The organism is Pseudomonas sp. MLB6B (assembly GCF_054508135.1).
The window spans coordinates 4265989-4292573 of record NZ_CP199313.1 but is presented as its reverse complement, the minus strand read 5'-3'; the positions used below and the strand labels follow the sequence as shown (position 1 = coordinate 4292573).

Annotated in this window: 21 protein-coding genes; 11 read left to right on the top strand and 10 right to left on the bottom strand. The window is 64.2% G+C overall.

Going from position 1 to position 26585, the window contains the following annotated elements; translation table 11 throughout:
• Window positions 1–14: 14 nt before the first annotated feature.
• From ppc to ACSMEV_RS18955, 6 genes are all read left to right on the top strand, one after another.
• On the top strand, window positions 15–2642 hold the full coding sequence (gene ppc / locus ACSMEV_RS18980; protein WP_459206506.1) for a phosphoenolpyruvate carboxylase: 2628 nt from the start codon (window positions 15–17) through the stop codon (window positions 2640–2642).
• Window positions 2643–2899: 257 nt separating this feature from the next.
• Window positions 2900–3547 carry an adenylate kinase gene (adk, locus tag ACSMEV_RS18975; protein ID WP_296263413.1) on the top strand — a complete coding sequence of 216 codons (648 nt, stop codon included), beginning with the start codon at window positions 2900–2902 and terminating at the stop codon, window positions 3545–3547.
• An 87-nt stretch (window positions 3548–3634) separates the two neighbouring features.
• Entirely contained in the window at window positions 3635–4309 is a 675-nt protein-coding gene (gene tsaB, locus ACSMEV_RS18970) for a tRNA (adenosine(37)-N6)-threonylcarbamoyltransferase complex dimerization subunit type 1 TsaB (RefSeq protein WP_459206505.1), read from the top strand.
• A 144-nt stretch (window positions 4310–4453) separates the two neighbouring features.
• Window positions 4454–4744, top strand: a complete 291-nt coding sequence (locus ACSMEV_RS18965) for a hypothetical protein (protein ID WP_459206504.1) — start codon at window positions 4454–4456, stop codon at window positions 4742–4744.
• Window positions 4745–4762: 18 nt separating this feature from the next.
• Entirely contained in the window at window positions 4763–5617 is an 855-nt protein-coding gene (locus ACSMEV_RS18960) for a DUF72 domain-containing protein (RefSeq protein WP_459206503.1), read from the top strand.
• Between the two features lie 10 nt (window positions 5618–5627).
• Entirely contained in the window at window positions 5628–6317 is a 690-nt protein-coding gene (locus ACSMEV_RS18955) for an extensin-like domain-containing protein (RefSeq protein WP_459206502.1), read from the top strand.
• 1 nt (window position 6318) lies between these two features.
• On the opposite strand, the gene ACSMEV_RS18950 is transcribed toward ACSMEV_RS18955, so the two are convergent.
• The gene (locus ACSMEV_RS18950) at window positions 6319–6939 is read right to left on the bottom strand and encodes an energy transducer TonB (protein ID WP_459206501.1); all 621 of its coding nucleotides are present in this window, start codon (window positions 6937–6939) and stop codon (window positions 6319–6321) included.
• Between the two features lie 91 nt (window positions 6940–7030).
• Between ACSMEV_RS18950 and ACSMEV_RS18945 the strand changes: the two genes are divergently transcribed.
• Window positions 7031–7822: a class I SAM-dependent methyltransferase gene (locus ACSMEV_RS18945; RefSeq protein ID WP_459206500.1), complete on the top strand. Its 792-nt coding sequence runs from the start codon at window positions 7031–7033 to the stop codon at window positions 7820–7822.
• Window positions 7823–7828: 6 nt separating this feature from the next.
• Here ACSMEV_RS18945 and cmoB read toward each other — a convergent pair whose 3' ends face one another.
• Together cmoB and cmoA are read right to left on the bottom strand one after the other, a co-directional pair.
• The gene (cmoB, locus tag ACSMEV_RS18940) at window positions 7829–8785 is read right to left on the bottom strand and encodes a tRNA 5-methoxyuridine(34)/uridine 5-oxyacetic acid(34) synthase CmoB (protein WP_459206499.1); all 957 of its coding nucleotides are present in this window, start codon (window positions 8783–8785) and stop codon (window positions 7829–7831) included.
• The gene (gene cmoA / locus ACSMEV_RS18935) at window positions 8782–9525 is read right to left on the bottom strand and encodes a carboxy-S-adenosyl-L-methionine synthase CmoA (RefSeq protein WP_459206498.1); all 744 of its coding nucleotides are present in this window, start codon (window positions 9523–9525) and stop codon (window positions 8782–8784) included. The genes cmoB and cmoA overlap by 4 nt, the downstream gene beginning before the upstream one ends.
• A gap of 398 nt (window positions 9526–9923) precedes the next feature.
• On the opposite strand from cmoA, the gene ACSMEV_RS18930 reads away from it, so the two are divergent.
• Together ACSMEV_RS18930 and ACSMEV_RS18925 are read left to right on the top strand one after the other, a co-directional pair.
• On the top strand, window positions 9924–11099 hold the full coding sequence (locus ACSMEV_RS18930; RefSeq protein WP_459206497.1) for an alpha-xenorhabdolysin family binary toxin subunit A: 1176 nt from the start codon (window positions 9924–9926) through the stop codon (window positions 11097–11099).
• A 3-nt stretch (window positions 11100–11102) separates the two neighbouring features.
• A complete protein-coding gene (locus ACSMEV_RS18925) occupies window positions 11103–12044 on the top strand; it encodes an alpha-xenorhabdolysin family binary toxin subunit B (protein WP_459206496.1) in 942 nt (313 codons plus the stop codon).
• Between the two features lie 185 nt (window positions 12045–12229).
• Here ACSMEV_RS18925 and lon read toward each other — a convergent pair whose 3' ends face one another.
• The 4 genes from lon to ACSMEV_RS18905 all read right to left on the bottom strand — a co-directional run bounded on the left by lon (window position 12230) and on the right by ACSMEV_RS18905 (window position 20946).
• On the bottom strand, window positions 12230–14653 hold the full coding sequence (lon, locus tag ACSMEV_RS18920) for an endopeptidase La (protein WP_459206495.1): 2424 nt from the start codon (window positions 14651–14653) through the stop codon (window positions 12230–12232).
• 209 nt (window positions 14654–14862) lie between these two features.
• Window positions 14863–17274, bottom strand: coding sequence for a glucose/quinate/shikimate family membrane-bound PQQ-dependent dehydrogenase (locus ACSMEV_RS18915; protein ID WP_459206494.1), 2412 nt, complete (start codon window positions 17272–17274; stop codon window positions 14863–14865).
• Window positions 17275–17308: 34 nt separating this feature from the next.
• The gene (locus ACSMEV_RS18910; RefSeq protein ID WP_459206493.1) at window positions 17309–18682 is read right to left on the bottom strand and encodes a carbohydrate porin; all 1374 of its coding nucleotides are present in this window, start codon (window positions 18680–18682) and stop codon (window positions 17309–17311) included.
• Between the two features lie 221 nt (window positions 18683–18903).
• Window positions 18904–20946 carry a TonB-dependent receptor gene (locus ACSMEV_RS18905; RefSeq protein WP_459206492.1) on the bottom strand — a complete coding sequence of 681 codons (2043 nt, stop codon included), beginning with the start codon at window positions 20944–20946 and terminating at the stop codon, window positions 18904–18906.
• A gap of 207 nt (window positions 20947–21153) precedes the next feature.
• On the opposite strand from ACSMEV_RS18905, the gene ACSMEV_RS18900 reads away from it, so the two are divergent.
• Both ACSMEV_RS18900 and ACSMEV_RS18895 read left to right on the top strand, forming a co-directional pair.
• A complete protein-coding gene (locus ACSMEV_RS18900; RefSeq protein WP_313739891.1) occupies window positions 21154–21375 on the top strand; it encodes a VF530 family protein in 222 nt (73 codons plus the stop codon).
• The gene (locus ACSMEV_RS18895) at window positions 21375–22016 is read left to right on the top strand and encodes a Pr6Pr family membrane protein (protein ID WP_459206491.1); all 642 of its coding nucleotides are present in this window, start codon (window positions 21375–21377) and stop codon (window positions 22014–22016) included. The genes ACSMEV_RS18900 and ACSMEV_RS18895 overlap by 1 nt, the downstream gene beginning before the upstream one ends.
• Window positions 22017–22021: 5 nt before the next feature.
• Here the strand turns inward: ACSMEV_RS18895 and ACSMEV_RS18890 are convergent, their stop codons facing one another.
• From ACSMEV_RS18890 to ACSMEV_RS18880, 3 genes are all read right to left on the bottom strand, one after another.
• A complete protein-coding gene (locus tag ACSMEV_RS18890; RefSeq protein WP_459206490.1) occupies window positions 22022–22783 on the bottom strand; it encodes a siderophore-interacting protein in 762 nt (253 codons plus the stop codon).
• Window positions 22780–23313, bottom strand: coding sequence for a PadR family transcriptional regulator (locus ACSMEV_RS18885; RefSeq protein WP_459206489.1), 534 nt, complete (start codon window positions 23311–23313; stop codon window positions 22780–22782). The genes ACSMEV_RS18890 and ACSMEV_RS18885 overlap by 4 nt, the downstream gene beginning before the upstream one ends.
• A gap of 87 nt (window positions 23314–23400) precedes the next feature.
• Window positions 23401–26565, bottom strand: coding sequence for a transglycosylase domain-containing protein (locus ACSMEV_RS18880; RefSeq protein ID WP_459206488.1), 3165 nt, complete (start codon window positions 26563–26565; stop codon window positions 23401–23403).
• Window positions 26566–26585: the final 20 nt, after the last annotated feature.

Here is a 26585-nt window from a genome sequence, read left to right as displayed (position 1 = left end):
CCGGAGAAAGGCCGATGACCGATATCGATGTGCGCTTGCGTGAAGATGTCCATGTGTTGGGGGAGCTACTGGGTGAAACGATTCGTCAGCAGCACGGCGATGATTTTCTGCGCAAGATCGAAGCCATCCGCCACAGCGCCAAAGCCGACCGCGGCGGTGCCGACCAGCAGTTGAGCGCGACCCTCGACGCGCTCGAGGACGACGAACTCTTGCCGGTCGCGCGAGCGTTCAACCAGTTCCTAAACCTGGCCAACATCGCCGAGCAGTACCAGCTGATCCACCGCCGTGGCGACGACCAGCCAGCCCCCTTCGAGTCGCGAGTACTGCCCGAACTGCTTGAGCGGCTCAAGGCCGCCGGCCACGAACCCCAGGCCCTGGCCACGCAGTTGGGCGCGCTGGACATCGAGCTGGTGCTCACTGCCCATCCCACCGAAGTGGCGCGCCGCACGCTGATCCAGAAATACGACGCCATCGCCGCACAGCTGGCCGTGCAGGACCACCGCGACCTTACCGACGCTGAGCGCGAGCAGGTGCGCACGCGCCTGCAACGGCTGATCGCCGAGGCCTGGCATACCGAGGAGATCCGCCGCAGCCGGCCAACGCCTGTGGACGAAGCCAAATGGGGCTTCGCCGTCATCGAACACTCGCTGTGGCAGGCCATCCCCAATCACCTGCGCCAGGTCGACCAGGCGCTGCTCGCGGCTACCGGGCAACGCTTGCCGCTGGAGGCGGCACCCATCCGTTTCGCCTCATGGATGGGCGGCGACCGCGACGGCAACCCCAACGTCACCGCGCCGGTCACCCGTGAGGTGCTGCTGCTGGCGCGCTGGATGGCCGCCGACCTGTTCCTGCGCGACATCGACGCCCTGGCTGCGGAGCTGTCCATGCAGGCCGCCAGCACGGCCCTGCGCGAGCAGGTCGGCGACGCTCGCGAACCGTACCGTGCCTTGCTCAAGCAACTGCGCGAACGCTTGCGCGCGACCCGCGCCTGGGCCCAGGCGTCGTTGAGCGGCCCGCACGCTGCGAGCGCCGACGTGCTGGTCGACAATCACGACCTGATCGCGCCCCTGCGTCTGTGCCACGACTCGCTGCAGGCCTGCGGCATGGGCGTGATCGCCGACGGTCCACTGCTCGACTGCCTGCGCCGGGCGGTAACCTTCGGTCTGTTCCTGGTGCGCCTGGACGTGCGCCAGGACGCCGCGCGGCACCGCGATGCGCTGGCCGAAATCACCCGCTACCTGGGCGTGGGCGACTACGCCGAGTGGGACGAAGCGCAGCGCGTGGCGTTTCTGCAAACCGAACTGGCCAATCCGCGGCCGTTGCTGCCGGCGCATTTCCGCGCCGAGGACGACACTGCCGAAGTGCTCGCGACTTGCCGTGAGGTGGCGGCGGCACCGGCGGCATCGCTCGGCTCCTACGTGATCTCCATGGCCGGCGCGGCGTCCGACGTGCTGGCCGTACAGTTGCTGCTCAAGGAAGCCGGGCTGACCCGCGCCATGCGTGTGGTGCCATTGTTCGAAACCCTGGCCGACCTGGACCACGCCGGACCGGTGATCGAGCAGTTGCTGCGGCTGCCGAGCTACCGCGCCGGCCTGCAAGGCCCCCAGGAAGTGATGATCGGCTATTCGGATTCGGCCAAGGATGCCGGTACCACGGCCGCCGCCTGGGCGCAGTACCGGGCCCAGGAAAGCCTGGTGGACATCTGCAAGGCGCATGGCGTGGACCTGCTCTTGTTCCACGGCCGCGGCGGCACGGTAGGGCGTGGCGGCGGCCCGGCGCACGCAGCGATCCTGTCGCAGCCGCCGGGCTCGGTGGCCGGGCGCTTCCGCACCACCGAGCAGGGCGAAATGATCCGTTTCAAGTTCGGCCTGCCGGGTATCGCGGAGCAGAACCTCAACCTTTATCTGGCTGCGGTGCTGGAGGCGACCCTGCTGCCGCCGCCCTTGCCGCAGCCGGCCTGGCGCGAGGTGATGGACCGGTTGGCGGCCGACGGGGTAGCAGCTTATCGCGGCGTGGTGCGCGAGCATGCCGACTTCGTCGAGTACTTCCGCCAATCGACCCCCGAACAGGAGCTGGGTCGCCTGCCGTTGGGCAGCCGACCGGCCAAGCGCCGTGCCGGAGGCATCGAGAGCCTGCGTGCGATTCCATGGATTTTCGGCTGGACCCAGACGCGGCTGATGCTGCCAGCCTGGCTCGGCTGGGAAACCGCGCTCAGCAATGCGTTGGCGCGCGGTGAGGGCGAGCTGTTGGCGCAGATGCGCGAGCAATGGCCGTTCTTCCGCACGCGCATCGACATGCTGGAGATGGTTCTGGCCAAAGCCGATGCGCAGATCGCCGAAGCCTACGACCAACGTCTGGTGCAACCGCATCTGCTGCCATTGGGGGCGCATCTGCGCGACCTATTGTCGCAGTCGTGCCAGGTGGTGCTGGGCCTGACGGGGCAGCCGGTGCTACTGGCGCACAGCCCGGAAACCCTGGAGTTCATCCGCCTGCGCAACACCTACCTCGACCCGCTGCACCGGCTGCAGGCCGAGCTGCTGGCGCGTACCCGAGGCCGTGAGGCGGCGCTGGACAGCCCATTGGAACAGGCACTGCTGGTGACCGTGGCCGGAATCGCTGCCGGCCTGCGCAACACTGGGTGAGCTGATCCGACTATCACCTGGCGTGCCCCATAAGGGTGCCGCGCCAGGCCATACAGAGTGGGGTTGCACGGGTCGCAACCCCTGCGACCCAAGGTCGCAAGGGGCCTGTTCCTGCCACTTTGGGATGCTTGTCTGGCTGACGGGCGCTGTGTATCTTGAGCAGCCTTTTGACCGCTTTTGCGGTCGAGACCGTTTTTCCGGAGTTGGCCCGTTCAGCCGAATCCATTGATTTACATAAAAATTATGAGGAGCACGAGATGCGCGTAATTCTGCTGGGAGCTCCCGGGGCCGGCAAAGGTACTCAGGCAAAGTTCATCACCGAAAAGTTCGGTATTCCACAGATCTCCACCGGCGACATGTTGCGTGCCGCAGTCAAGGCCGGCACGCCGCTGGGCCTGGAGCTGAAGAAAGTCATGGACGCCGGCGACCTGGTTTCCGACGAACTGATCATCAACCTGGTGAAAGAACGCCTGACCCAGCCCGACTGCGCCAACGGCTGCCTGTTCGACGGCTTCCCGCGCACCATTCCCCAGGCTGAAGCGATGCGCGACGCGGGTGTCGAAATCGACCACGTGCTCGAGATCGCCGTCGACGACGAAGAGATCGTCGGTCGCATGGCCGGCCGCCGCGTGCACCTGGCTTCGGGCCGTACCTACCACATCCAGTACAACCCGCCGAAAGTCGAAGGCAAGGACGACGCCACCGGCGAAGACCTGATCCAGCGCGAAGACGATCTCGAAGAGACCGTGCGCAATCGCCTGTCGGTCTACCACACCCAGACCAAGCCGCTGGTAGCGTTCTACCAGGCGCTGTCCGCGCAGAACGGCAAGCCCAAGTGCAGCCACATCGAAGGCGTCGGCTCGGTGCAGGCTATCACCGACAAGGTGCTGGCCGCGTTGAGCTAAGCACACCTCGCGTCTCGCCACGGCCCGCTTGCGGGCCGTTGTCGTTTATACTGCCGCCCCTTTCCCCTTGCCTGGATACCCCGTTCGATGACCACCCTGCTGGCCCTGGATACCGCCACCGAAGCCTGTTCCGTCGCGCTGCTGCACGCGGGCGAGGTCACCAGCCACCATGAGGTCATTCCGCGTCAGCATGCGCAGAAGCTGTTGCCGATGATCAAGCGGATCCTGGCCGAAGCCGGCCTGCCCTTGAGCGCTCTGGATGCCATTGCCTTTGGCCGTGGCCCAGGCGCTTTCACCGGCGTGCGGATCGCCATCGGCGTGGTCCAGGGCCTGGGTTTCGCCCTCGAGCGGCCGGTGCTGCCGGTGTCCAATCTGGCCGCGTTGGCCCAGGGTGCGTTGCGCGCCTGTGGCGCGCAGCAGGTGGCAGCGGCCATCGATGCGCGGATGGACGAGGTCTACTGGGGCTGCTATCGGGCCGAGCACGGCGAGATGCGCTTGGTGGGGCATGAGGCGGTGTTGCCGCCCGAGCAGGTGGCGTTGCCGCAGGCTGCCGATGCGACGTGGTTCGGTGCCGGTACCGGCTGGGGCTATGGCGAGCGCCTGGCTGCCACCGTCGAGCAGGCCGACGCCCAGCTGCTGCCTACCGCACAGGACATCCTGGCCCTGGCCCGCTTCGCCTGGGCACGCGGCGAAGCGGTCGCGGCCGACCAGGCGCAACCTGTCTACCTGCGCGACAACGTAGCGACGCCCAAGGCGCGTTGAACCAAGGTGAGGGGCGGGCGTCCGTCGGCTGCTGGCCGTCGCGTAAAACCTTCCCTGTTACCTGTGGTCAAGTTATCAGTCAGGCAGTAACGCCATCTGCGTGATTACTGTTAGATTGCTATTACTGCCTCCGAGTCTGCCCCCATGCGTATCGACGGTTTTTCCCCACAGTCGTATCCGATCAAGCGCTTGCCACCGCGCAAGGCGCCTGTGGTCGACGACGGCGTGGAAGAAGCCGAAACCGTGGAAGAAGCCGACCTGGTCGCCCTGGCCAAAGGCCAACGCCCTGGTGGCCTGCCCGCTCGCCAGCAAGATCTCATATTTCCCCGCGCCCGTGACCGGCGCACTGCAAGCGCACTCGCCAGCTACTTGGCGACCGCAGGCTACAGCAGCGAGTGGGATATGGATGTGCTCGGGCTCGACCTGTACATCTGAACCATGACCGTACCTGGCATGCCTTACCACTTGGGTTGCCCGTCATGGGCCGACAGCACGTGGCGCGATTATTTCTACCCGGACGACGCCAAATCAGGCGAGTTTCTCGGCCACTACGCCCACGTCTTCAACGCCGTAGAGGGCAACACCACCTTCTATGCGCGTCCTTCGCCCAAGACCCTCGAACGCTGGGCGCAGATCATGCCCGAAGACTTTCGCTTCACGGCCAAATTCCCCCGTGAAGTCAGCCACGAGGGCGACCTGCGCGACAACCTGGAATCGGCTGCGGATTTCATACGGCTGTTGGCGCCGTTGGGGCAACGGGTATCGCCCCATTGGCTACAACTCCCGGCCAGCTTCGGACCGCAGCGCCTGGTCGAACTGGAGCATTTCCTACGCGAAATCGGCGTGACCGTTGCGGTGGAGGTGCGCCATCAAGCGTTCTTCGCCCGCGGCGCCGAAGAACGGCAGCTGAACCGCATGCTGCACGGGCTGGGCGTGGAACGCATCTGCCTCGACCCCCGGGCGCTGTTCAGTTGCACCTCCACCGCGCCTTCGGTGCTCGAAGCGCAGGCGAAGAAGCCGCGCGTGCCGCTGCGACCGGCGGCCTTCACCGACCACCCGCAGGTGCGCTTCATCGGCCACCCGCAGTTGGCCGAGAACGAGCCGTTCATGACACCGTGGATCGACAAGGTCGCGGGTTGGATCGAAGAGGGCAAGCATCCTTACGTGTTCCTCCACACCGCCGACAACCACTTGGCCGCGGCCTTGGCAATGCGTTTCCATGAACGCTTGAGCGAACGCCTGCCGGGACTCGCGCCATTGGCGACGATTCCTCGAGCGCCCGAGGCCGAACAACTCGGCCTGCTTTGAGCGACCCTTCATGCGCCTATTTGGGATTGTGCTGTTCATCCTGTTGCTGGCCGCCGGGCAAGCCTGGCACCTGGGCTGGCGCCCCCCGGACGCCTGGAACCCGTGGGCGGTGCTGGACGTAAGGCAACCGCCCAACGCATTGACCGCGTACAAGCTGTCGCGCCTGCGCGCCGATCCCGCGCTGTGCCGCCAGGCCTTGGAAACGTCACAGCTGCGCTACCGCGCCCAGGACGACAGCCCCGAAACCGCCAACTGCCCGCTGCGCAACGTCTGGCGCATCAAGGCCGGGCAGGCCCGCCTGAGCAGCAGCTTTCTGGCTTCCTGCCCCTTGGCCGTGGCCTATGCGCTGTTCGAGCGCAACGGCTTGCAGCCGGTAGCGCAGCGCCTGTATGGCCAGCCGGTGGCACAGGTCGACCACCTCGGCAGCTTCGCCTGCCGCAACGTCTACCACCGCAAGCAGGGGCGCCTGAGCCAGCATGCCACAGCCAACGCCCTGGACATCAGCGGCTTCCGCCTGCAAGACGGGCGACGCATCGTGCTGGCTCGAGACTGGAAGGGAGAGGGGCGTGACGCCCAGTTCCTGCGCGAGGTCCAGCAAGCGGCGTGCAAGGCGTTCAACACGGTGCTGGGGCCTGAGTACAATGCCGCCCACGCCAACCACTTCCATCTGGACATGGGCCTGTGGCAAGCCTGCCGTTGAATCAGGCGTAGGCGCGCACGTTGTTCAGCACCACGGGGCGTGCCCAGTGCAGGTCGAAGGCCAGTGCCTGTTCCTGTTCGGCCAAGGCCGATTTACTGAAAGGCTCGGCGGCCGGTTCCAGCAAGTCCAGTTCGAATTCGGCGATCGGCAGGTGCAGAGGGCGTGGCGAAGGGCCCGGCCTCGGCTCGCCAAGGGCCTGACCCTGGGCCATCACGACAGGTCGCAACCAGCTGTTGTTCAGGTCCAGATCGCGCTGCTGGGCAATCAGCTCGGCGGCGCCGAAGGGCTCGGGTGCCGGCGGCAGCAGCGCGGCTTCGAGTTCGGCCTTGGGCAGGAACAACGGCTCGGGTGGCTCGACGGTGTGGTCCTGCACGGTGCAGGTGCGCTGGGCGTCGATCAGCTCCAGGGCACGGGTGCCGCCCAAGGGCTCGCCACTGTTCGGGTCATATCGCACCAGCGACTGGCTGAAGGCATCGACCGGCACCGCCTGCTGCTCGGCCATCGCGCTGGCGAAGAAGTCCTGCCACAACTGACTGACGCCGCCCAGGGCCTGGGTGTTCTGCTGGCCATAGTGGCCGACAGGGGACAGGTAGGTCAGGCCGATGGGAAGGGAGTCAGTCATGGCGGTCGCGGGCGGGACGCTCTGGCACAATGGGCGATATAGCATCTATCGGCCACGGCCGAGGTTTCATTAATTTTTTGGGTAGTGGGTCATGGTCGAGCAAGAGCACAGCACAGCAATCCGCGTCGAGGCCCTGGCCGCGCCGTTTCAGGACCAGGCGGACAGATGGGCACAGCGACTGGGGTTGCCGTTGCACGACGAGCAGGCAGGCTTTGCCGTGCAAGTGGGCGGCGACGGCTTGCAGATCCAGCAGTTGGGGCCGGACGCCCCAGGGCCGGTGCGGGTCGATTTCGTCGAGGGGCAAGCCGCGCATCGGCGCCTGTTCGGCGGCGGCAGCGGGCAGATGATCGCCAAGGCCGTAGGCATCGCCCAAGGCATTCGCCCGCGTGTGCTCGACGCCACTGCAGGTTTGGGCAAGGACGCTTTTGTATTGGCCAGCCTGGGCTGCGAGATGACCCTCATCGAACGCCAGCCACTGATCGCCGCTTTGCTCGAAGACGGTCTGGCACGGGCCCGGCTGGACGCCGAAGTCGCCCCTATCGTGGAGCGCATGCGCCTGCTGACCGGCAACGCCATCGAGCACCTGCGCGGCTGGCAGGGCGAAGCGCCGCAGGTGATCTACCTCGACCCGATGTTTCCGCACCGCGACAAGAGCGCGCTGGTGAAGAAGGAGATGCGCGTGTTCCGGCCCTTGGTGGGCGACGACCCGGATGCGCCGGCGCTCCTGGCCGCCGCTTTGGCCCTGGCCACCCACCGGGTGGTGGTCAAGCGCCCGCGCAAGGCGCCGATCATCGAGGGTGCCAAGCCCAGCCACAGCATCGACGGCAAATCGAGTCGCTACGACATCTACCCAAAGAAGACCCTCAAGGCGCCCGCCGCGTGAGGGGCACTACTTGCGTGCCAACAGGGTCGCACGGCGTGGCGCCGGCAAGCCTTCGACGGTACGGGTGTGATCGTTCGGATCGAGGAAATCGTTCAAGGACTGGTAACGCATCCAGTCGGTGCTGCGCTGCTCTTCGACGCTGGTGACGCTCACGTCCACGCAGCGCACGTCGCTGAAGCCGGCCCGGCGCAGCAAGCGCTCCAGGGCCGGCACCGACGGCAGGAACCAGACGTTGCGCATCTGCGCGTAGCGGTCCTCGGGGACCAGCATCTGCTGCTCGTCGCCTTCGACGACCAACGTTTCCAGTACCAGCTCGCCGCCTTTGACCAGGCAGTCCTTGAGCGCCAGCAGGTGCTCGATGGGCGAGCGGCGGTGGTAGAACACGCCCATGGAGAACACCGTGTCGAACCCCTCGAGCTGGGCGGGCAGCTCCTCCAGCGCGAAGGGCAGGTGCCAGGCGGCGTGCTCGGGCAGGTAGCGCTGCACGGCCTGGAACTGACAGAAGAACAGCCAGTTGGGATCGACGCCGACCACCGTCTGCGCACCGGCGCCGAGCATGCGCCACTGGTAGTAGCCGTTGCCACAGCCCACATCCAGCACCCGTTTGCCTGCCAGATCCAGATGCGGGGCGATGCGTGCCCATTTCCAGTCCGAGCGCCATTCGGTGTCGACGTGTACGCCGAACAGCTCGAAGGGGCCTTTGCGCCAGGGCGACAGGCCCATCAACGCGCCATGCAGTTGCGTGCGCGTGGCCTCGTCGCAAGGGCCGTCCAGGCGCAGACCGTCGCGCAGGTCGATGTCGGTGGCTTGCAAGGCGGGCAGCGCCGCCAAGGCGCCGCGCCAACGTTCGAGGTCGCCGTGGCCTTTGTCCAGCTTGGCGTCGAGCTGCGCTTGCAGGCCGTTGGCCCAGCGTTGTAGAGGGGTGCCAGCCAGGCGATGGACGAGGGGGGAAAGATCGATCATGGCAGGGCTATCAACGAGGAGAAATTGAGGCATTGGAACCAGGGCACGACCTTGCTGAAGCCGGCGGCGTGCAGGCGTTCGGTATGAGCTTGCAAGGTGTCGAGTTTCATCACGTGTTCGATGGCGCTGCGTTTCTGGGCGATTTCCAGCTCGCTGTAGCCATTGGCCCGCTTGAAATCCAGGTGCAGCCCGTTGATCAAGTCCTGCTCCTGCGGATCGGCCATCAGCAGCTTTTCCGAAAGGATCAACGCACCGCCCGGCAGCAGCGCTCGATGGATGCGTGTCAGCAATTCCAAACGCTGTTGCGGTGCGATGAATTGCAGGGTGAAGTTCATCGCTACGACCGACGCAGGCTCCAGAGGCAGCGCGAGGATGTCGGCTTCCATCACCTGCACCGGCAACAGTTCCTGGAACATCGAATCCTGGGCGGTCAGGTACTGCCGGCAGCGCTCGACCATGGGCGCCGAGTTGTCCACCGCGATCACCCGGCAGCCTTCGCTGCGCACATGCCGACGCAAGGCTTGGCTGACCGCCCCCAGCGAGGCGCCGAGGTCGTACAGCGCCGTATGCGGCTGGGCGAACCGCGCGGCCAGCACCCCGAGGTTCTCGACGATGGTCGGGTAGCCGGGCACCGAGCGCTTGATCATGTCGGGGAAGACTTGCACCACGTCTTCGTTGAAGACGAAGTCGGAAACCTGCTCGAGGGGCTGGGCGAACAGGCGGTCGGGAGGTTGTTTCACAGCATACTCGTGAGAAAAGTTGAAAAGCGCACATTCTAACGAATGTGCTCCGGCTGCGCGCGAAATGTCGTGGCCAGGTGCGTCTGGGTACGAGCACCGTCTTGCCGTGCAGGGCTCGCGGCCAGCAGAACAGTCCGGCTGTGCGGGCATCCCGCTCTTACGCACGACAGGAGGGAGAAACGACGAAAAGAAAGCGACGCCGGCCTGGATTAGTTTCTCTCAAACGGAAGTTATGAGTGTTGAGTCAACGTTTCCCTTTCTCATTTTTCCTGCTAAAGGGAGTGTCTTTTCCAAGCGGTCAAACGTGTGTTTTCTGAGTTTAATCGGTCTCTGCACATCGTAGATTGCTATTCGAGTGATTGTTTCCAATTTCGGAATCACTTAGAAGGAGCAAGGAAATGATTGAACTGTTGCAAGACGCCCCTGACTCGCAGGGGGAACAAGAGACGCCGCTAAGCTACGAACAGCTGAGCGTGGAGCAGCGTGCTGAGTGGGTGCCGAAGCAGATTATGGACTTCAAGAAGAATGAGCCGGCCTTCATTTTCAGCAAAACCAATCTCATGCAAATACGGCGTTATGTCTTGGCGGTGAGGAGGTTGCCGCCCGACTTTACTACGCTGAGCGAATTGACCAACTTTGAAGTGTTCGGTATTTCGATCGATGACGTTTTCGTCTTTCATGAAAACCTGAGAAAACATGCGGACTCCTGGGATGGCATACAGGAGAGTTGCAAGCAGATTGGCAATGAACTCCAAGTCTTTGCTGAGGGATTCTTGGAGGACGGCGCGAAATTCACGGCCTCCGTGCAGGGTAGCATTGACAAAGATCTCGGGCTGGCGGAGGGCGACGCCCCATTACCCGCGACGGTCACAAATGAGCTCAGGGACGCGTCAGAGATTTACCTTGGTCAAATTCTCGGAGAACTGCAGGAGCGGCTCAATAGCATCCAGCACGTTAAAAAGTTAATCGATACGTTCGGAAACGCGATTTCTGTAAATTTGCAGCCTATGGGCTTGAATCTGGCCAAGGCCATCGACAAAAAGGACCTCGGCAGTGACATTGCCAAACTAGGTCAATCGCTGGAAACATTGGATCAAGCGATCAAAGAGGCGGCGGAGCGTTATTCTGGACTGGTGGGCACCGCATTCACCGGAATTGTATTTGGTCCTATCGGACTTGTCATCACGGGCGGCATATACGGAGCACAGGCTGAACAGGTGCGCAAAGAAAAAAATAACTTGATCGAGGAGCGCAAGGAATTAATAAGCAAAAGATCAGCCCTGCTGAGTGGGTTGGACGGTTTAGAGAGTCTGCAAACCAGTACCGCAGACATCAATTTCAGGTTGGTGGAAGTGCAAACGGCCGTCGAGCATCTCGAAGATGTCTGGAGGCTGCTTGAAACCTATGTCAACACGTCGATAAAAAAGTCACGGGAAGTGTCGACCCTGGGTTCATTAAGGAGGTTCCTGGCGCAGTTTGAGCGTGTCCTGCGCCCTTGGGAATCCATTTTAAATATCTCCAAACAAATTTCCGTGTTGTTTAATGAAGCGTTAGAAGCAGAGCTGGAGGAATAAGTCATGAAATCTGAGCAGAAAGTCGTTAATCTTCCGGACGTCAAAGTGCTGCTGACAGCCGGTGGACGCATCTCCACCATCTATCGTACTGAAATACCCAACTTGTTACCGGCGGTACGGGAGGATCTGATGGGCTTGGCGAATCTGGTCTCCAATGCCAATAAGGAGCTGCGTCGTCAAACGTTGGCAGGGCTGGTGCTCCTCAATAATGACCTCGATGGGTTCACTACTGATTCCGAAGAGAACGGCTGCGATATGGATTTGTTGCGCTTGCGCCAGAGCCTCCAAGCCGGCGTCGAACACGCCAAGGGCGAGATTCGGGCGGTCGGCGCGTACGTTGATCCTGACCTGTCGCTGGTGAAAACGCCGATCGAGGAAAAGCTGCAGAAACAGGAAGACGCTGTGGCCCAGCAACAAGCGAGCGTCGACTCGCGAGCGGAGCAATTGAAAGCCATCAAGGAAAGTCTTGCGGTCTTGAACACGCCGACGATCAGCACGTTAATCCGGGGGCAACTGCCCAGCGATGAGGAAATCGACATCCTTTTGAAAACGGTTACCGACCCACGCGTGACGCCCGATTTGGTCAAGACGGCGGTGAATCGGTTGAACAAGAACTTGGAGTTGTTCGGACAGGGCCGTGAACTTGCCAAATTAAACACGGCCATCACCGAGGGTGCCGCTACGCTGGACCAGGAGCGGCTGGCACTCAAGCGCCTTCAAGCTGAAGTGGCGAAGACACAAGAGCAACTGACCGAGTATAAAGCCGCCCAAGAGATGATCGAACTTCGTCAGGCCTGGCTGAATCAAGCCAGCGTATTCGTCGACCAGTGGAAGTCGCTGGACACCCAGCTCGTCGGCGCACTCGAAACCGATCAACTGTTGGCAGCCCTAGAGTCCGCACGCGGTTACTTGTTGGCTGTGCGCAGGGCTTTTGAAAGCGCTTGATACCGTTCTGAAACACGCCCCGTGCCGCTCATGTTCCTGCGTTGAGGAGCGGCACTCCGGCGGCGATACATAGGTCGAGCGCAACGATCTGGCTTTCCTGCGAAGCATCAGTTCGCCAATCCTGTGTCTTGCGCAAATGTGCGGAGGTGGGCCTGAGCCCACGCTCCGCACAAGGTTATATGCATTTAGCGCTGAAACAGCACCTTCGCCACGTCAGCATAGCGTCGTGCAAAGTGAACGGTCAGCCCGTCGCGCAGATAGTCCGGTAACTCCTGAAAATCGCCACGATTGGCCTCGGGCAGAATCAACTCGAAAATCTTCTGCCGGCGCGCCGCAATGACTTTCTCGCGCACCCCGCCAATGGGCAACACCTGCCCAGTCAAGGTCAGCTCGCCGGTCATCGCCACCCCTTTCTTCGGCGCCTGGTCCCGGGCCAGCGACAGCAAGGCACTGGCCATGGTCACACCCGCGCTTGGACCGTCCTTGGGCGTAGCGCCCTCGGGCACATGCAGGTGGATGAACGCTTCGTCGAAGAAGCGCGGATCGCCGCCAAACTGCTCAAGGTTCGAGCTGACATAGCTCAGCGCGATGTCTGCCGATTCCTTCATCACATCGCCCAGCTTGCCGGTCAGCTTGAAACCGCGGTTCAAAGTGTGGATGCGCGTCGCTTCGATCGGCAGGGTGGCGCCGCCCATGCTGGTCCAGGCCAGGCCCGTGATCACGCCCTTACCCGACAGCACTTGTTCGCTGCGGAACACCGGCACGCCCAAGGTAGGCTCCAGGTCTTTGGGGCCGATCTTGAGCTTGGCATCAGGGTTCTCCAGCAGTTTGAGCACCGCCTTGCGCACCAGTTTGCCCAGTTGTTTCTCCAACTGGCGTACCCCGGCCTCGCGGGCATAGCCCTCGATCACCAAGCGCAGGGCGCTGTCGCTGATGCTCAGGCTGGTCTTGGCCACGCCGGCTTTGGCCAACTGCTTGGGCCATAGATGGCGCTTGGCGATGGCCAGTTTTTCCTCGGTGATGTAGCCCGACAGGCGGATCACTTCCATACGGTCGAGCAAGGGGCCGGGAATGGAGTCGAGGGTATTGGCGGTGCAGACGAACAGCACCTTGGACAGGTCCAGGCGCAGGTCCAGGTAATGGTCGAGGAAATCGACGTTCTGTTCCGGGTCCAGGGTCTCCAGCAGCGCCGACGCCGGATCGCCCTGGTAGCTCTGGCCCATCTTGTCGATCTCGTCGAGCATGATCACCGGGTTCATCACCTCCACATCCTTGAGTGCCTGCACCAGCTTGCCCGGCTGGGCGCCGATGTAGGTGCGGCGGTGGCCCTTGATCTCCGCCTCGTCGCGCATGCCGCCCAGGCTGAAGCGGTAGAACGGCCGGCCCAGGGATTGGGCGATGGACTTGCCGATGCTGGTCTTGCCCACACCGGGCGGGCCCACCAGCAACACGATGGAGCCGCTGATCTCACCCTTCCAGGCACCGACCGCGAGAAATTCGAGGATGCGTTCCTTGATGTCGTCCAGGCCCGCATGGTGCTGATCGAGCACCTTGCGCGCGTGCTTGAGGTCGAGCTTGTCCTTGCCGTACACCCCCCAGGGCAGGGCGGTGGCCCAGTCGAGGTAGTTGCGGGTCACGGCGTACTCCGGCGAGCCGGTTTCCAGGATGGCCAGCTTGCCCATCTCTTCGTCGATGCGCTTTTTCGCCTGCTCGGGCAGGGTCTTGCCGTCCAGGCGCTGTTCGAACTGTTCCAGGTCGGCGCTGCGGTCGTCCTTGCTCAGGCCCAGCTCCTGCTGGATGACCTTGAGCTGTTCCTTGAGGAAGAACTGGCGCTGATGCTCACCCACCTGACGATTGACCTCGGCGGAGATCTCGTTCTGCAAGCGCGCCACTTCCACTTCCTTGCGCAGTATCGGCAAGACCTTTTCCATGCGCTTGAGCATGGGCACGCAGTCGAGCACTTCCTGCAACTGGTTGCCAGTGGCGGAGGTGAGGGCGGCGGCGAAGTCGGTGAGCGGTGAGGGGTCATTGGGGCTGAAGCGGTTGAGGTAGTTCTTCAGTTCTTCGCTGTACAGCGGGTTGAGCGGCAGCAGTTCCTTGATCGCGTTGATCAGGGCCATGCCGTAGGCCTTGACCTCGTCGGTGGGCTCGGACAGCTGCCGTGGGTACTCGACTTCCACCAGGTACGGCGGGCGATGGTGCTTGAGCCAGGTGCGGATGCGCACGCGGGTCAGGCCCTGGGCGACGAACTGCAGCTTGCCGTTTTCCCGGGTAGCGTGGTGCACCTTGACCAGAGTGCCGTACTCGGGCAGCGCCTGGGTGTCGAAGTGCCGGTGGTCTTCGGCCGGGGTGTCCATGAAGAACAGCGCCAGGGAATGGTGCGGCGTCTTGGCGACCAGGTCGAGGGTTTCCGCCCACGGCTCTTCGTTGACGATGACCGGCAACACCTGGGCCGGGAAGAACGGGCGGTTGTGGATGGGGATGACGTGGACTTTGTCCGGCAGCTGCTGGCCGGGGAGGGCCAGGTAGCGGCCTGCATCGGCGTCGGCTTCGATATGCTCGACTTCGCTGCTTTCGTCGTGATCCGGATGATCCTGCTGGTCGCTCATGGGGCACCTGCGTGATGGGCAATGGTGCTTAGATGGGGCAGGCAGTCACTGGTTTCAATGAACAACAGGCGAGGGCGGAGAAGTGCGTGGCAGCATGGCGACGGTTCTGGTTCGATAAGCGAACCGTCGCAGCTGAAAGCAGGGTTGCTTACGCCGCGTGTCCGACACGTTGCGTAAGCGAAGGCGCCCCACGAACGGGGCGCCGAGGTTTAGTCGGCCAGCTTGTAGGCGATGATGTAATCGCCCATCTTGGTCCCCAACGACCCATGCCCGCCTGCAGTGACCAGCACGTACTGCTTGCCGTCCTTGCCGGTGTAGGTCATGGGCGTGGCCTGACCGCCAGCCGGCAGGCGGCCTTTCCACAGCTCCTTGCCGTTGTTCACGTCGTAGGCGCGCAGGTACTGGTCCAGCGTGCCGCTGAGGAAGCCCACGCCACCGGCGGTGACCATCGAACCGCCCATGCTCGGCACGCCGACCGGCAGGCCGATCGGCACCGGGGTGCTGTCACGGGTGGTGCCGTTCTTGTGCTTCCACACCACTTTGTGGGTGAACAGGTCGATGGCCGCCACGTAGCCCCAGGCCGGTGCCTGGCACGGCAGGCCGAACGGCGACAGGAACGGGTGCATGGTGACCGCGTAGGGTGCGCCGGTGTTGGGCTGCACGCCGCTGGTCTCGCTCTCGCGCTTGCTGTCGGCATCGACTTGCTCGCGCGGGATCATCTTCGACACGAAGGCCATGTAGTTCGGCGAAGTGAACAGCAACTGGCGCACTGGGTCGACCGACACGCCGCCCCAGTTGAACACGCCCACGTTGCCGGGGTAGACCAGCGAGCCCTGCTCGGACGGCGGGGTGTACTGGCCTTCGTAACGCAGCTCGCGGAACTGGATGCGGCACAGCATCTGGTCGAACGGCGTAGCGCCCCACATGGCCTGTTCGGTCAGGTCCGGGCCCAGCAGGTTGAGGTCGGAGCGGGCCTGGGTAGGCGCGGTGTGGTCGCCCTTGACCGCGCCTTGCGGCACCGGAATCTCGCGGATCGGCACGATCGGCGTACCGTCGCGGCGGTCGAGCACGTACAGGCTGCCCTGTTTGGTCGGCACGATCACCGCAGGCTTGACGCCGTCGTCGGTCTTGAGATGGGTCAGGGTCGGCTGACTGCCGACGTCCATGTCCCACAGGTCGTGGTGGGTGAACTGGTAGTTCCAGCGTACCTTGCCGGTGGCCAGGTCCAGAGCGACCAGGCCGGCGCTGTACTTCTCGGCACCGGGGGTACGGTCGGCGCCCCACTGGTCGGGGGTCTGGTTGCCCAGCGGCAGGTAGACCATGCCCAGCTCTTCGTCGACGCTGGCGATGGACCACATGTTGGCCGAGTTGCGTGTGTACATTTGGCCGTCGGCCAGGGGCGCGGTGTCTTCGGGCTTGTTGCTGTCCCAGTTCCACACCAGGCGGCCGTCGTGCACGTCATAGGCGCGAATCACGCCGGACGGCTCGTTGGTCGACTCGTTGTCGGTCACATGGCCGCCGATGATCACCAGGTCGCGGGTGACCGAAACGGGCGAAGTGGAGTAGTAGCCACCGGGGGTGAACGGGCCCAGGCCACGGGTCAGGTCGACGGCGCCTTGATTGGCGAAGCCTTCGCAGACCTTGCCGGTGTCGGCATTCAGGGCGATCAAACGGGCATCGGCGGTCGGCAGGTAGATGCGGCGTGGGCAGGCCTGGGCGACCTGCTTGCCGGCGTCGGAAATCTGCGGCGCAGGGCTGCCATCACGGCTGACGTAGCGGTTTTCGTCGTAGTACGACACGCCACGGCAGGTCATGTGGGCGAAGCCCTTGAACGACTTGTTCGGGCTGGTGATCTGCGGGTCGAAGCGCCAGATTTCCTTGCCGGTGTCCGGGTCCAGCGCCAGCACCTTGCTGTGCGGCGTGCAGGCATAGAGCATGCCGTTGGCCTTGAGCGGAGTGTTTTCGTTGGTCAGCTCGATCGGGTCGTCGCCGGTCGGCAGGTCGCCAGTGCTGATGCGCCAGGCCTCTTCCAGGTGCTTGACGTTCTGCGCAGTGATCTGGCGCAGCGGCGAGTAACGATCGCCGTACTCGGTACGGCCATAGGCCTGCCAATCGCCTTCAGGCATGTTCGGCGCGGCGCTGGCCATTTCGCTGCTGTCGCGGCCCAGTTCGCCAGCGATCTCGCCAGGGTGAGTGAACTGGCTGGCGACTGCGCAAGCGCCGGACGCCAGTACCGCCACGGTCAGCAACGCGGTGTTGGCACCGGCGGCCGAACCTACCAGCGGGCGTCGTGCCCAGGGCAGCAGCAGGACCACGCCGAGGGCGAACCACAGCGACAGGCGCGGCACAAGCTGCCACCAGTCCAGGCCCACTTCGCTCAGCGCCCAGACCGTGCTGGCCAGCAAGACCAAGCCGTACAGGCCCAGGCCCAGGCGGCGGCGGGCCAGCAGCAGCAGGCCGGACAGGGCGAAGCCGACCCCGGCGAGGATGTAATACAGCGATCCGTTCACCTGAATCAGGCGAACACCCCCGGCAACCAACGCCAGGCCCATCAGCAACAGCAGGACGCCCATCAGCCGTGGTAGCCAGGGCGAGGCGTGTTTGGCACCGTCAGTGCTCATTGCAGGTTCTCCGTCGTGTCAAAGTGATAAATGTTCAAAAGCTGCTCTGCAGTTTCAGCCCGGCCACCAGTGCGTCGTCGACCTGCTCGACACCGCCGGGGTGGCGGATGTATTGCAGGTTGGGGCGCAGGGTGAGCCAGTTGGCAAGGTGGATGCCGTAGTAGAGTTCGGCGCTGTATTCGGTGTCCTGCACGGGCAGGAAACCGGGATTGGCGTAGTCGTCGATGCCGCGGGCCAGGTTGGCCAGGCGGGCGTTCTTGCGAAAGGCCGGGTTGACGTGTACAGCGGCCACGGCGAAGCCGATGTCGTCTTTGGCACGGGCGTCGAAGGGGCCTTTGTAGACCAGGCCGGCTTGCACATAGTGGTCGATGGCATTGGTTTTCTTGTCGTGCAGCGTGGCATTGGCGAACAGAGTCAGGCCGCGAGACGAATCGCTGGCCTGCGCGCTCACTTGCTGCTGCACGCCCAACCACAGGCCATGCTTGCTGGCACTGCTGCGGTAGGCGGCGCCACTGAGTGCGGCGGGCTGTCCGTGTTCGTCCTTGAGCACATCGTTCGCGTTGGCACTGCTGTAGTAGTAGCCGGCGCGATACTCCCCTTTAAGGCCATTGACCACCGGGCTCCACACCAGTTCGATGGGCATCACCGCGCCTTGCGTACCACTGCCGCTGAGCTTGAAGCCATTGCCGGTTTCCAGGTTCGACGGGTTCTGTTCGAACACCCCGACCTGGGCGAACAATGTGTCGCTCAGGTTGTAGCGTGCACGCATGGCCCACTGGCTGACCGGCCAGTTGTACCAGATGCCACCGACCCAGTTGCCCACCTGCGAACCGCAGAACGCCAGGTTCTGGAAGTCGCAGGGGAAGCTGTTGAAGTCTTCGCCTTCGCCGAAGCGGCCGACTTTCAGATCGAGGGCGCCGTCCAGGTACTGCTGGCGCAGCCACAGTTGCGTCAGCCGCCAAGTCTGGCCTCGGCCCCAGACCTCCTGGGCCGAGGTGAAGCCGCCGACGCGCGGGTCGTTGAGGCGGTCGTTGCTGATGTTCTGGCCGCTGCGTTCGGTCACCGTGAACTGCAGATCGGTGGCGTGCCAACCGAGGATCTTCTGCAGGTCCAAGTGGCTGCCGAAGGTGAACTGGTCGCTGTAACGCGCGGTGCGGTCATGGTCGTAGCCGCCGCGCAGGTTGCTGCCCATCTCACCGGTATAGCCGAAGGTGAAGTCGTAGCCTTGCGCCTTGAGCTGGCTGCGGGTGCCGTTCCAGTCGCCGAACATCCAAGGCGACTCGCTGCTGAACGCAGGGTGATCTTCGGCGCGTACGCTGGGGGCGAGGCTGGACAGGGCGAGCGTGAGGGCGGCAGGTACGAGCAAGGGCCGAGCCCGAAAACTCGGAAGGTAAAGCTGTCTTGTCATGGTTAGAACGAATGCCAAAGGCATCGAGGGTGGCGGGCACCGACGATGGAACACAGATTGTCAGGGGGCTGAAGCGTTTCAGCTAGCCGGGAGGATATAGAGGAACGCTGCGGAAAAAAAGACAAAATGTCGCAGGGCACTGTTGCCTGGCGTGCAACAGTGCGGATGGCTGTTTGCAAGCTGCGCGCCGCCAGGGCGCGCAGGGGGCAGCCGATGGAAGGTCAGAACGTGGTGCGCAATCCGACTTCCACGCTGCGCCCGCCTGCCGGCGCGACGTCGCGCAGGATGGAGCTGGCATAGCGCACGGTCTGGTCGGTCAGGTTTTCACCGCGCACGAAGGCGGTCCACTGGCTTTGGCCGACGTCGAAACGGTAGTCGAGGCTGGCACCGAGGGTGGTGTAGCCGCCGGTATGGGTCTCGTTGGCCGGGGTGCGGCGCTGCGCGGCGGCGTGCTGCACGTCGAGGCGCGCCTGCCAGCGCTCCAGGGACCACACCAGCCCGCTGTTCAGGCGCAGCGGTGCGATGCGCGGCAGTGGCTCGCCACTGTCCAAGTTCTTCGCCCGGGTGTAGTCGCCCGACAGCTCCAGGGCGAAATTGCCGTAGCGGTTCTGCGTCAGTTGCCAGCGGTCTTGTGCCTCGATGCCGTAGAAACGCGCGCGTACGCCTTGGTAGAGGTATTCCGGGATGCCTTCGTCGTCATGGTCATGAGCCTCTTCGTCGTCATGGTCGTGGTCATGTCCCTCGCGCAGGTTGCCGCTGCCGATCAAGCCGATGTAGTTGCGGAAGTGGCTGTAGAACACGCCCACGCTGCCCTTGTGCGTGCCATTGTCAAAGCGCAGCGCCAGGTCGCCGGAAATGGCTTTTTCCTTGCCTAGCCCGGCATCGCCCACTTCATAGGCGCCAGTGGCCACGTGGGCGCCGTCGGCGTACAGCTCGTAGAACGTCGGTGCGCGCTCGGTATAGCCGAGGTTGGCGGCCAGCGCCCAGGTCGGGTCGAGCTGGTACACCGCGCCCGACGACAGGCTCACCGCATCGAACGCTCGGCTGCCGTCGGCGCTGGCGAAGGTCTCGTTGCCTTTGGCGTCCGGATCGACCCGAGTGTGTTCAAGACGAGCGCCGAAGCTCAGGTCGAGGCGCTCGCTGGCCTGCCATTGTTCGAGCAGGAACAGCGCCAGGCTGTCGGTGTCGGTGTGCGGCACGAAGGCTTCTTCGCCCAGCGCGGAAAATTCGTTGCGGCTGACCTGCGCGCCGACCACCCCCTCGACCGGCCCGAGCGGCTGGTGACGCGCTTCGAGCCGTGCTTCGTAACCTTTGTTCTTGAACGTGGTGTGCACCTCGCCTTCTTCGATTTCGCGGTGCTGGTAGTCGGTATAGCCCGCATCGAGCTTCATCGAAATGAAGGGGCCCTCGAGGTCGCGCAACTCGGATGCGAACGCGTAATGGTCCTGCTGCATGTCCAGACGCACGCCGGGTTCTGCGACCGAGCCGTAGTTGCTGTCGTAGCGGCTGTACGACAGCCCGCCATAGCCATGCTCCCACTGGTAGGAACCGCCGATGGCGCCGCCGTCCTGCCGGCCATCGCTGTTGTCCAGGCGGCCGTGGCTGCCTGGCTCGTCTGCGTCGCGAACTTTGCCGCTGCGCGCGTAGCCAGGGATGCGCAAATCATTGAACTGACGGCTGTTGGCATCCAGGTGCAGGGCGAAGGTACCGTCGCCGGCCTCGAGCTTGCCCGCACGGCTGCGTGTGGTGTCGGCGCCGCCATAGCGCAGTTCGCCGGCGCCGTGGATGCCATCGATGGGCGTGTCCGGGATGCGGTTGTCGAAGGTGTTGACCACGCCGCCGATGGCGTTGCCGCCGTAAAGCAGGGCGGCCGGGCCGCGGACGATTTCGATGCGTTCGACCACGTTGGGGTCCAGCGGTACGGCGTGGTCGTAGGACAGCGACGAGGCATCCAGTGCGCCCACGCCGTTGCGCAGGATACGGATGCGGTCGCCGTCCAGCCCGCGGATCACCGGGCGACTGGCGCCCGGGCCGAACCAGGTCGAGGCCACGCCGGGCTGGCCGTTGAGGGTTTCGCCGAGGCTCGAATGCTGGTGCTGGAACAATTGATCGCCTTCGAGCACGGTGCTGGGGGCGGCCAGTTGTGCGTTGCCCAATGGGTTGGCGGTGATGACCTGGGGTTGCAGTTCCACGGCGTGGCTCGGCATCGAGGCCAGGTACAGGGCGGCGGCAAGGGGTGAGAGCGTGACAGAGTAGCGGCGCATGGGAGGGAGACGTCCTTGAAGGATAGCAGTATTGTTACAGTATAACGTTTCTATTTCAGCATGGCGGCGCGCCCTTTGGCCAGCAGTTTGTGTTTCGCTCAGTGTCTTGGCGCTTGTCTGGGAAACCGCACGGCGCGCCTGGGGTCTGAATCCACCACGGCGCGCGTCGGCGGTGTACAGTGCGCCCCTTTTCTTCCGGAGCCTTCCATGAGCATCCCCGAACACAACGCCCTGCATGGCAAGACGCTCGAACAGATCCTCACCGCGCTGGTCGCCCATTACCAATGGCAGGGCCTGGCCGAGCGGGTCGACGTGCGTTGCTTCAAGAGCGATCCGAGCATCAAGTCGAGCCTGACCTTCCTGCGCAAGACGCCTTGGGCCCGCGCCAAGGTCGAGCAGTTGTACGTGAACCTGCAGCGCGGCCGCTGATGCCTCGTCACCCCTGGCTGCTGCTGGCCGCCGTGTTGGGCTGGACGGGCCTGGCCGTGCAGGTCTGGCTGGTGCTGCTGGCCCGATGGCAGGCCGAGGCCAGCCTGATCGGTGGTTTGGTGAACGTGTTCGGTTACTTCACCGTACTGAGCAACACCCTGGTGGCCTCGGTGTTCACCCATGCCGCCTGGGGCCGCACGAGCGCGACGCGCCGCTGGTTCCTGTCACCGGCGGTGAGCACGGGAGTGGCGGTGAGTATCGTGGTGGTGGCAGTGGCCTACAGCCTGCTGCTGCGGCACTTGTGGCACCCGGAGGGTTGGCAGTGGCTGGCCGACGAGCTGCTGCACGATGTAATGCCGCTGCTGTTCGTCGTGTACTGGTGGCGGGTGGTGCCCAAGGGCACGCTGCGTCTGCGCCATCTGGCGTTGTGGAGTCTTTATCCGGCGCTGTATTTCGCCTTCGCCTTGTGGCGCGGGTTCGAGATCGGCGTGTATCCCTACCCGTTCATCGATGTGGCGCGGTTGGGCTATGCCCAGGTCATGCTCAACGCCTTGGGCGTGCTGACCGGCTTCTGCGCCACGGGCCTGTTGTTCATCGCCCTGGACCGCTGGCGCGGTGCGCGCGCGCCAGCCCAGGGCTGAAAGGCTCAGTCTTCTTCCGGCGTGTCGTCGGCGCGCCAGTAGGCCACGGCCTTTAGCGCCTGTTCGTCGACGCCTTTGTCCAGCAGCACTCCCTTGACCTCGCGGCTTAGGCGCTTTTCCAGCGCTACCCAGCTGTACAGGCTGCCGGCAGGCAGGGGGAGGGCGCGCACTCGTTCGACCAGGTCCTGCTCATGGCGCAGCACCCAGATCACCTCGACGTCCGCCGGGCTGTCCAGCGGCTGCCGCTCCTGGTCGTCTTCGATCTGCACCAGCACCGAGGCGCGGCGTCCGGCCGGCAGTTCCTCCAGACGCCGGGCGATGGCCGGGATGGCGGTTTCGTCGCCGATCAACAGGTAGTTGTCGAAGGCATCGGTGACGACCAGCGACGCCCTAGGCCCGGCAATGTGCAGGGTCTGACCGGGTGCGGCCTGCGCGGCCCAGGTCGAGGCCGGGCCGTCGCCATGCAGGACGAAATCGATGTCCAGCTCCAGGGCCTGCGGGTCGAAGCGCCGGGGCGTGTACTCGCGCATCGTCGGGCGAGCGCTGGCGTCCGCACCCAGTTCGCCGGCGTCGAGGGCCGCTTGTTGCGTTGCGTCGTTGGCGAACAGCAGCTTGACGTGGTCGTCGCTGCCCAGGCTGACGAAGCCTTCGAGCGCAGCACCGCCAAGGGTGACGCGGCGCATGCGTGGGGTCAGGTCGGTGACCCTCAGCACCTGCAGTGCACGGCGATGGAGGGTGTGGTTCACGCGGTAGATGGCCTCTGTCATTGCGGCATTTCCTCAGGCTTGGGGTGGGGGCCGCTGGCGATGGCCTTGGCGGCGTCGTTGAGCAGGCGGCTGACGCGCTCGATTTCCTCTTCGCTCCAATGGCCGTTGTGCAGGTGCAAGGCATGGCGCAGGTTGCCGACGGCCTGATGAATGCGCTCGGGACGCTCGTGCCCGTTCAAGGCGCGCTTGCTGACTTCGATGCGCGTACGCACGCCCTCCAAGGCCACTGCCTGCTCGCGCAGGCGTTCGCGACCCTGCTCGGTGACGGTGTACAGGCGCTTGCTGCCTTGCGCCTCGCCGCGCACCAGCTCGGCTTCCTCGAGAAAATTCAAGGTGGGGTAGATGACGCCGGGGCTTGGGCTGTAGCCAGCATCGAACAGCTGCTCGATCTGACGAATCAGGTCGTAGCCATGACCGGGCTGATCGGCCAGCAACGACAGCAGCAACAGTTTGAGGTCGCCCGCTGCGAACATCCGGGGGCCGCGGCCGCCTCGGCGTTCGAAAGGGTCTGGGGAAGCAGTGGAGCGCATTTAAGGCACCTGAACATCAGAAGAAGCTTGAGATATTACTCAAGATATATCTTTTTGTCAGTTCTAAATGCGCATGATTATCATCGACTAGATCGATGGATGCTCACTTGCCCCCGTCGACCCGGGGCGCAGGGCCCCCGCTGCGATGAATCCGGGTGCCTTGCATTCGGTCTGGCCATTGGGCTCGAGGTAGGGCATTAGAATCGGTGCCATGCCTTTGAGCACCTGCACCGGCAGCGCCGAGGTGAAAGTGAAGGCTTCGGCCGAGCGCCCTGGCACGAAGGCGGTCAAGGTGCCGAAGTGGGTGTCCCCGAGGAAGAACACGAAGGTGGCGGTGCGGTTGAGCGAACGCGAGCCGATCAAGCGCCCGCCGGCACCGAAGCTCTCGATGCGGTTGTCGCCGGTGCCGGTCTTGCCGCCCATGACCAGCGCGGTGCCGTCCTGCCGTATGAAGCTGCCGGCGATGCGCCGCGCGGTACCGGCATCGACCACTTGCGACATCGCGCCCTTGAGCGCACGCGCCACCTCGACCGGCAGGATCCGTTTACCGCGGTCCGGGTCGCTGACCAGCTTGGTTTCATAGGGTGTGTCGGCGGCCAAGTGCAGGGTGTCGATACGCAGGGTGGGCAGGCGCACACCATCGTTCTGGATGATCCCGACCAGTTCGGACAACGCCGCCGGGCGGTCGCCGGAACTGCCGATGGCGGTGGCCAGCGACGGCACCAGGTGGTCGAACGGGTAGCCCACGCGCTTCCAGCGCTGATGGATGTCGAGGAAGGCCTCGATTTCGACCATGGTGCGGATGCGGCTGTCGCGCGCGCCTTGATGACGGCTCTTGAACAGCCAGCCGTAGACCTCCTGGCGTTCGAAGCGGCTGGCGTTGATCGCCTCGCGTTGGCTGGCGCCGGGGTTCTTCAGCAGGTAGCCGAGCAGCCATAGGTCGAGCGGGTGCACTTTGGCGATGTAGCCTTGGTCGGGCAAGTCGTACTTGCCGGGGCCGTAGGCTTCGTACATCTCGGCCAGGCGACCGTCGTTGAGCTTGGCCAGCGCAGCCTTGTTGTCCTGGCTGTGGGCGCGCACGAAGGCGTTGAAGGTTTCCTGGCGCGCCTCGGGGAACAGATAGCGGTGCACTGCCGCCAGCCGCTGCGGCGTGGTGCGCAGGCTGTCGAGAAAGGTGTCCAGGCGTTGCTGCGAGGTCTTGCGCTGGTACTTCTTCCAGAAGCGCAACAGGTAGTTGGTGCCTTCGCGGTCGGCGAAGCGGGCCAGGTACTCCTGGCGCCGCGGGTCGGCGTCGTCCTTGAGCAGCGGTTCACGGTTATAGGGCTGCTGGTAGGTGACGTAGCGCACCACGTCGCGCATCAGGCGAATGAACGGCAGGTTGATCGACTCGCGCAACGCATCCTTGAGGCTGGGGTTGCGACCGTCGTCCTGACGGCGGAAGTTGTTGAAGCGGTGCATGCCGCCACCGGTGAAGAAGCCTTCGCCGGTGCTGGCCGAGTATTTGCGCTCCAAGGCGGCGTCGAGCATGGCGTCGAGGTTCGGGTCGCGGCCGTTCTGCATCAGCCAATCGAGCGACCAGCGGCTGAGGCGGTCCAGATCCGCCACCTCGACCTTGCGCAGCTCGGCCACCGGCTTACCGGCGTAGCGTTCGTGCAGTTCGGCGATGATTTCCAGGTAGGTGGTGAGTACCCGCAGCTTGGCCGTCGAGCCCAGCTCCAGCTTGCTGCCTTCGTTGATGTCGAAGGGCTGGTTGGTGCTGTCGGTCTGTACCCGGACCCGCGAGCCGTCGGCGGTGCGTTCGAACAGGGTGAAGCTGTAGCTGACCTGGTCGGTGGTGCTGGCGGTCAGCAGGCGGTGGCCGATCAGACCGATCTGCGCGGCGAAGGCCGGGTCGGCGAGGTTCTTCAGGTACTGGCTGACCTGCACTTGCAGGCCAGCTTGAAGGGTGCTGGTAGCGGACAGATCAAGGCGGTCGAGATCGTACAGCGGGCGGCTGAACATGGCCGCCAGGCGATTGCGCGCCAGGCTGATGCCCTTGTTGGTGACGATCGGCACGATGGTCGGTTGTGCGACCCAGTCGCGGTACACCGCCTTGCTGGCCAGCGCCGCGTCGGCCAGCGGCGGCGTGACGATGCCGTTGGCGGCCAGTACGCGCAGGTGCGCATCGACCAGTTCGGCAAGCTCCACCCGCCCTTTGGACAGATAATGCGAGGGGCGACGCTGGGCGATGATCAACGACAGCACTTCGCGCAGCGCCAGCCCGCGTTCGGCCAGGCTCTTGGCATCGACGGCGGTGCCGTTGAGCGAGGCGTTGATCTGGTCGAAGTCGGCACCGAACCAGACCCGCAGACCCTCGGCCATACCGTGCACCTCGCCGTGGCCGGGCACGGCCGAGAGCGGCACGCTGTTGAGGTAGTCGCGCACGATGCGCTGGCGCGCCAGGGTTGTGTCCGGCCCGCCTTGGTAGGCGCGCACGCTGGCCGAGAACATCTGCCGCAGCTTTTCGGCGCCCGACACGGTCAGCCCGTCGGGCGAGTGGCGGTATTTTTCCAGCTGGGTGGCCAGCGTACTGCCGCCGGCCGATTGACCGGGCAGGGCCAGGTACTTGGCGATCTGGCTGTAGGCGGCCTTGGCGAAACGGGGCCAGTCCACGGCGGGGTTGCTCTGCAGGTTGCGGGTGTCGAGCAGGTCGCGGTTCTCGATGAACAGCAGGCTCTTGACCATCACCGGAGGAATGTCGGCGAAGGTGGGGTAGAGCTGCTGCGGGTAGTTGTACTGGTAGAGGATGTCGCCGCGGCAATCGGTGATCGACAGCCCGGCCTGGCCTTTTTCTTCGTAGGGCACGAACAGGCCGTGGCCAACGTAATCGATCAGGGCAGGGGAGAAGCGGGTCTGTGCCTGGATCACGTAGTCGCGCTTGAGCAGGCGCGGCAGGAATTCGCCGATGCTGCTGTAGCCCAGGCGCTTGTCGAACGGGCCTTCGCCGGGATAGACCACCGCGTCGCTCGGGCCTGGCTGCAACGAATAGGTCAGGGTACTGGCCAAGCGACTGAAGGTGCGCGCTTGCAGCTTGGACGTTTGGACCTCCTCGTAAACGGCGTTGCCCGCCACGGCGACGGCCAGCAGGAGGATCAAGGCCAGCAGCAGCCACCACAGCCAACGCCGACGGCGGGGCTTTGGCGCGGTTGTAGAGGCCTGCTCGGTATCGGGGGATTCCATTCGGGGAGGTTCCGTGTGCCGCAGTTTACCCATAGTTCAAGATCCGACCGAGT

Coding starts and splice junctions, on each gene's coding strand:
- ppc (WP_459206506.1), top strand. CDS start 15: ATGACCGATATCGATGTGCGCTTGCGTGAAGATGTCCATGTGTTGGGG.
- adk (WP_296263413.1), top strand. CDS start 2,900: ATGCGCGTAATTCTGCTGGGAGCTCCCGGGGCCGGCAAAGGTACTCAG.
- tsaB (WP_459206505.1), top strand. CDS start 3,635: ATGACCACCCTGCTGGCCCTGGATACCGCCACCGAAGCCTGTTCCGTC.
- ACSMEV_RS18965 (WP_459206504.1), top strand. CDS start 4,454: ATGCGTATCGACGGTTTTTCCCCACAGTCGTATCCGATCAAGCGCTTG.
- ACSMEV_RS18960 (WP_459206503.1), top strand. CDS start 4,763: ATGCCTTACCACTTGGGTTGCCCGTCATGGGCCGACAGCACGTGGCGC.
- ACSMEV_RS18955 (WP_459206502.1), top strand. CDS start 5,628: ATGCGCCTATTTGGGATTGTGCTGTTCATCCTGTTGCTGGCCGCCGGG.
- ACSMEV_RS18950 (WP_459206501.1), bottom strand. CDS start 6,939: ATGACTGACTCCCTTCCCATCGGCCTGACCTACCTGTCCCCTGTCGGC.
- ACSMEV_RS18945 (WP_459206500.1), top strand. CDS start 7,031: ATGGTCGAGCAAGAGCACAGCACAGCAATCCGCGTCGAGGCCCTGGCC.
- cmoB (WP_459206499.1), bottom strand. CDS start 8,785: ATGATCGATCTTTCCCCCCTCGTCCATCGCCTGGCTGGCACCCCTCTA.
- ACSMEV_RS18930 (WP_459206497.1), top strand. CDS start 9,924: ATGATTGAACTGTTGCAAGACGCCCCTGACTCGCAGGGGGAACAAGAG.
- ACSMEV_RS18925 (WP_459206496.1), top strand. CDS start 11,103: ATGAAATCTGAGCAGAAAGTCGTTAATCTTCCGGACGTCAAAGTGCTG.
- lon (WP_459206495.1), bottom strand. CDS start 14,653: ATGAGCGACCAGCAGGATCATCCGGATCACGACGAAAGCAGCGAAGTC.
- ACSMEV_RS18915 (WP_459206494.1), bottom strand. CDS start 17,274: ATGAGCACTGACGGTGCCAAACACGCCTCGCCCTGGCTACCACGGCTG.
- ACSMEV_RS18910 (WP_459206493.1), bottom strand. CDS start 18,682: ATGACAAGACAGCTTTACCTTCCGAGTTTTCGGGCTCGGCCCTTGCTC.
- ACSMEV_RS18905 (WP_459206492.1), bottom strand. CDS start 20,946: ATGCGCCGCTACTCTGTCACGCTCTCACCCCTTGCCGCCGCCCTGTAC.
- ACSMEV_RS18900 (WP_313739891.1), top strand. CDS start 21,154: ATGAGCATCCCCGAACACAACGCCCTGCATGGCAAGACGCTCGAACAG.
- ACSMEV_RS18895 (WP_459206491.1), top strand. CDS start 21,375: ATGCCTCGTCACCCCTGGCTGCTGCTGGCCGCCGTGTTGGGCTGGACG.
- ACSMEV_RS18890 (WP_459206490.1), bottom strand. CDS start 22,783: ATGACAGAGGCCATCTACCGCGTGAACCACACCCTCCATCGCCGTGCA.
- ACSMEV_RS18885 (WP_459206489.1), bottom strand. CDS start 23,313: ATGCGCTCCACTGCTTCCCCAGACCCTTTCGAACGCCGAGGCGGCCGC.
- ACSMEV_RS18880 (WP_459206488.1), bottom strand. CDS start 26,565: ATGGGTAAACTGCGGCACACGGAACCTCCCCGAATGGAATCCCCCGAT.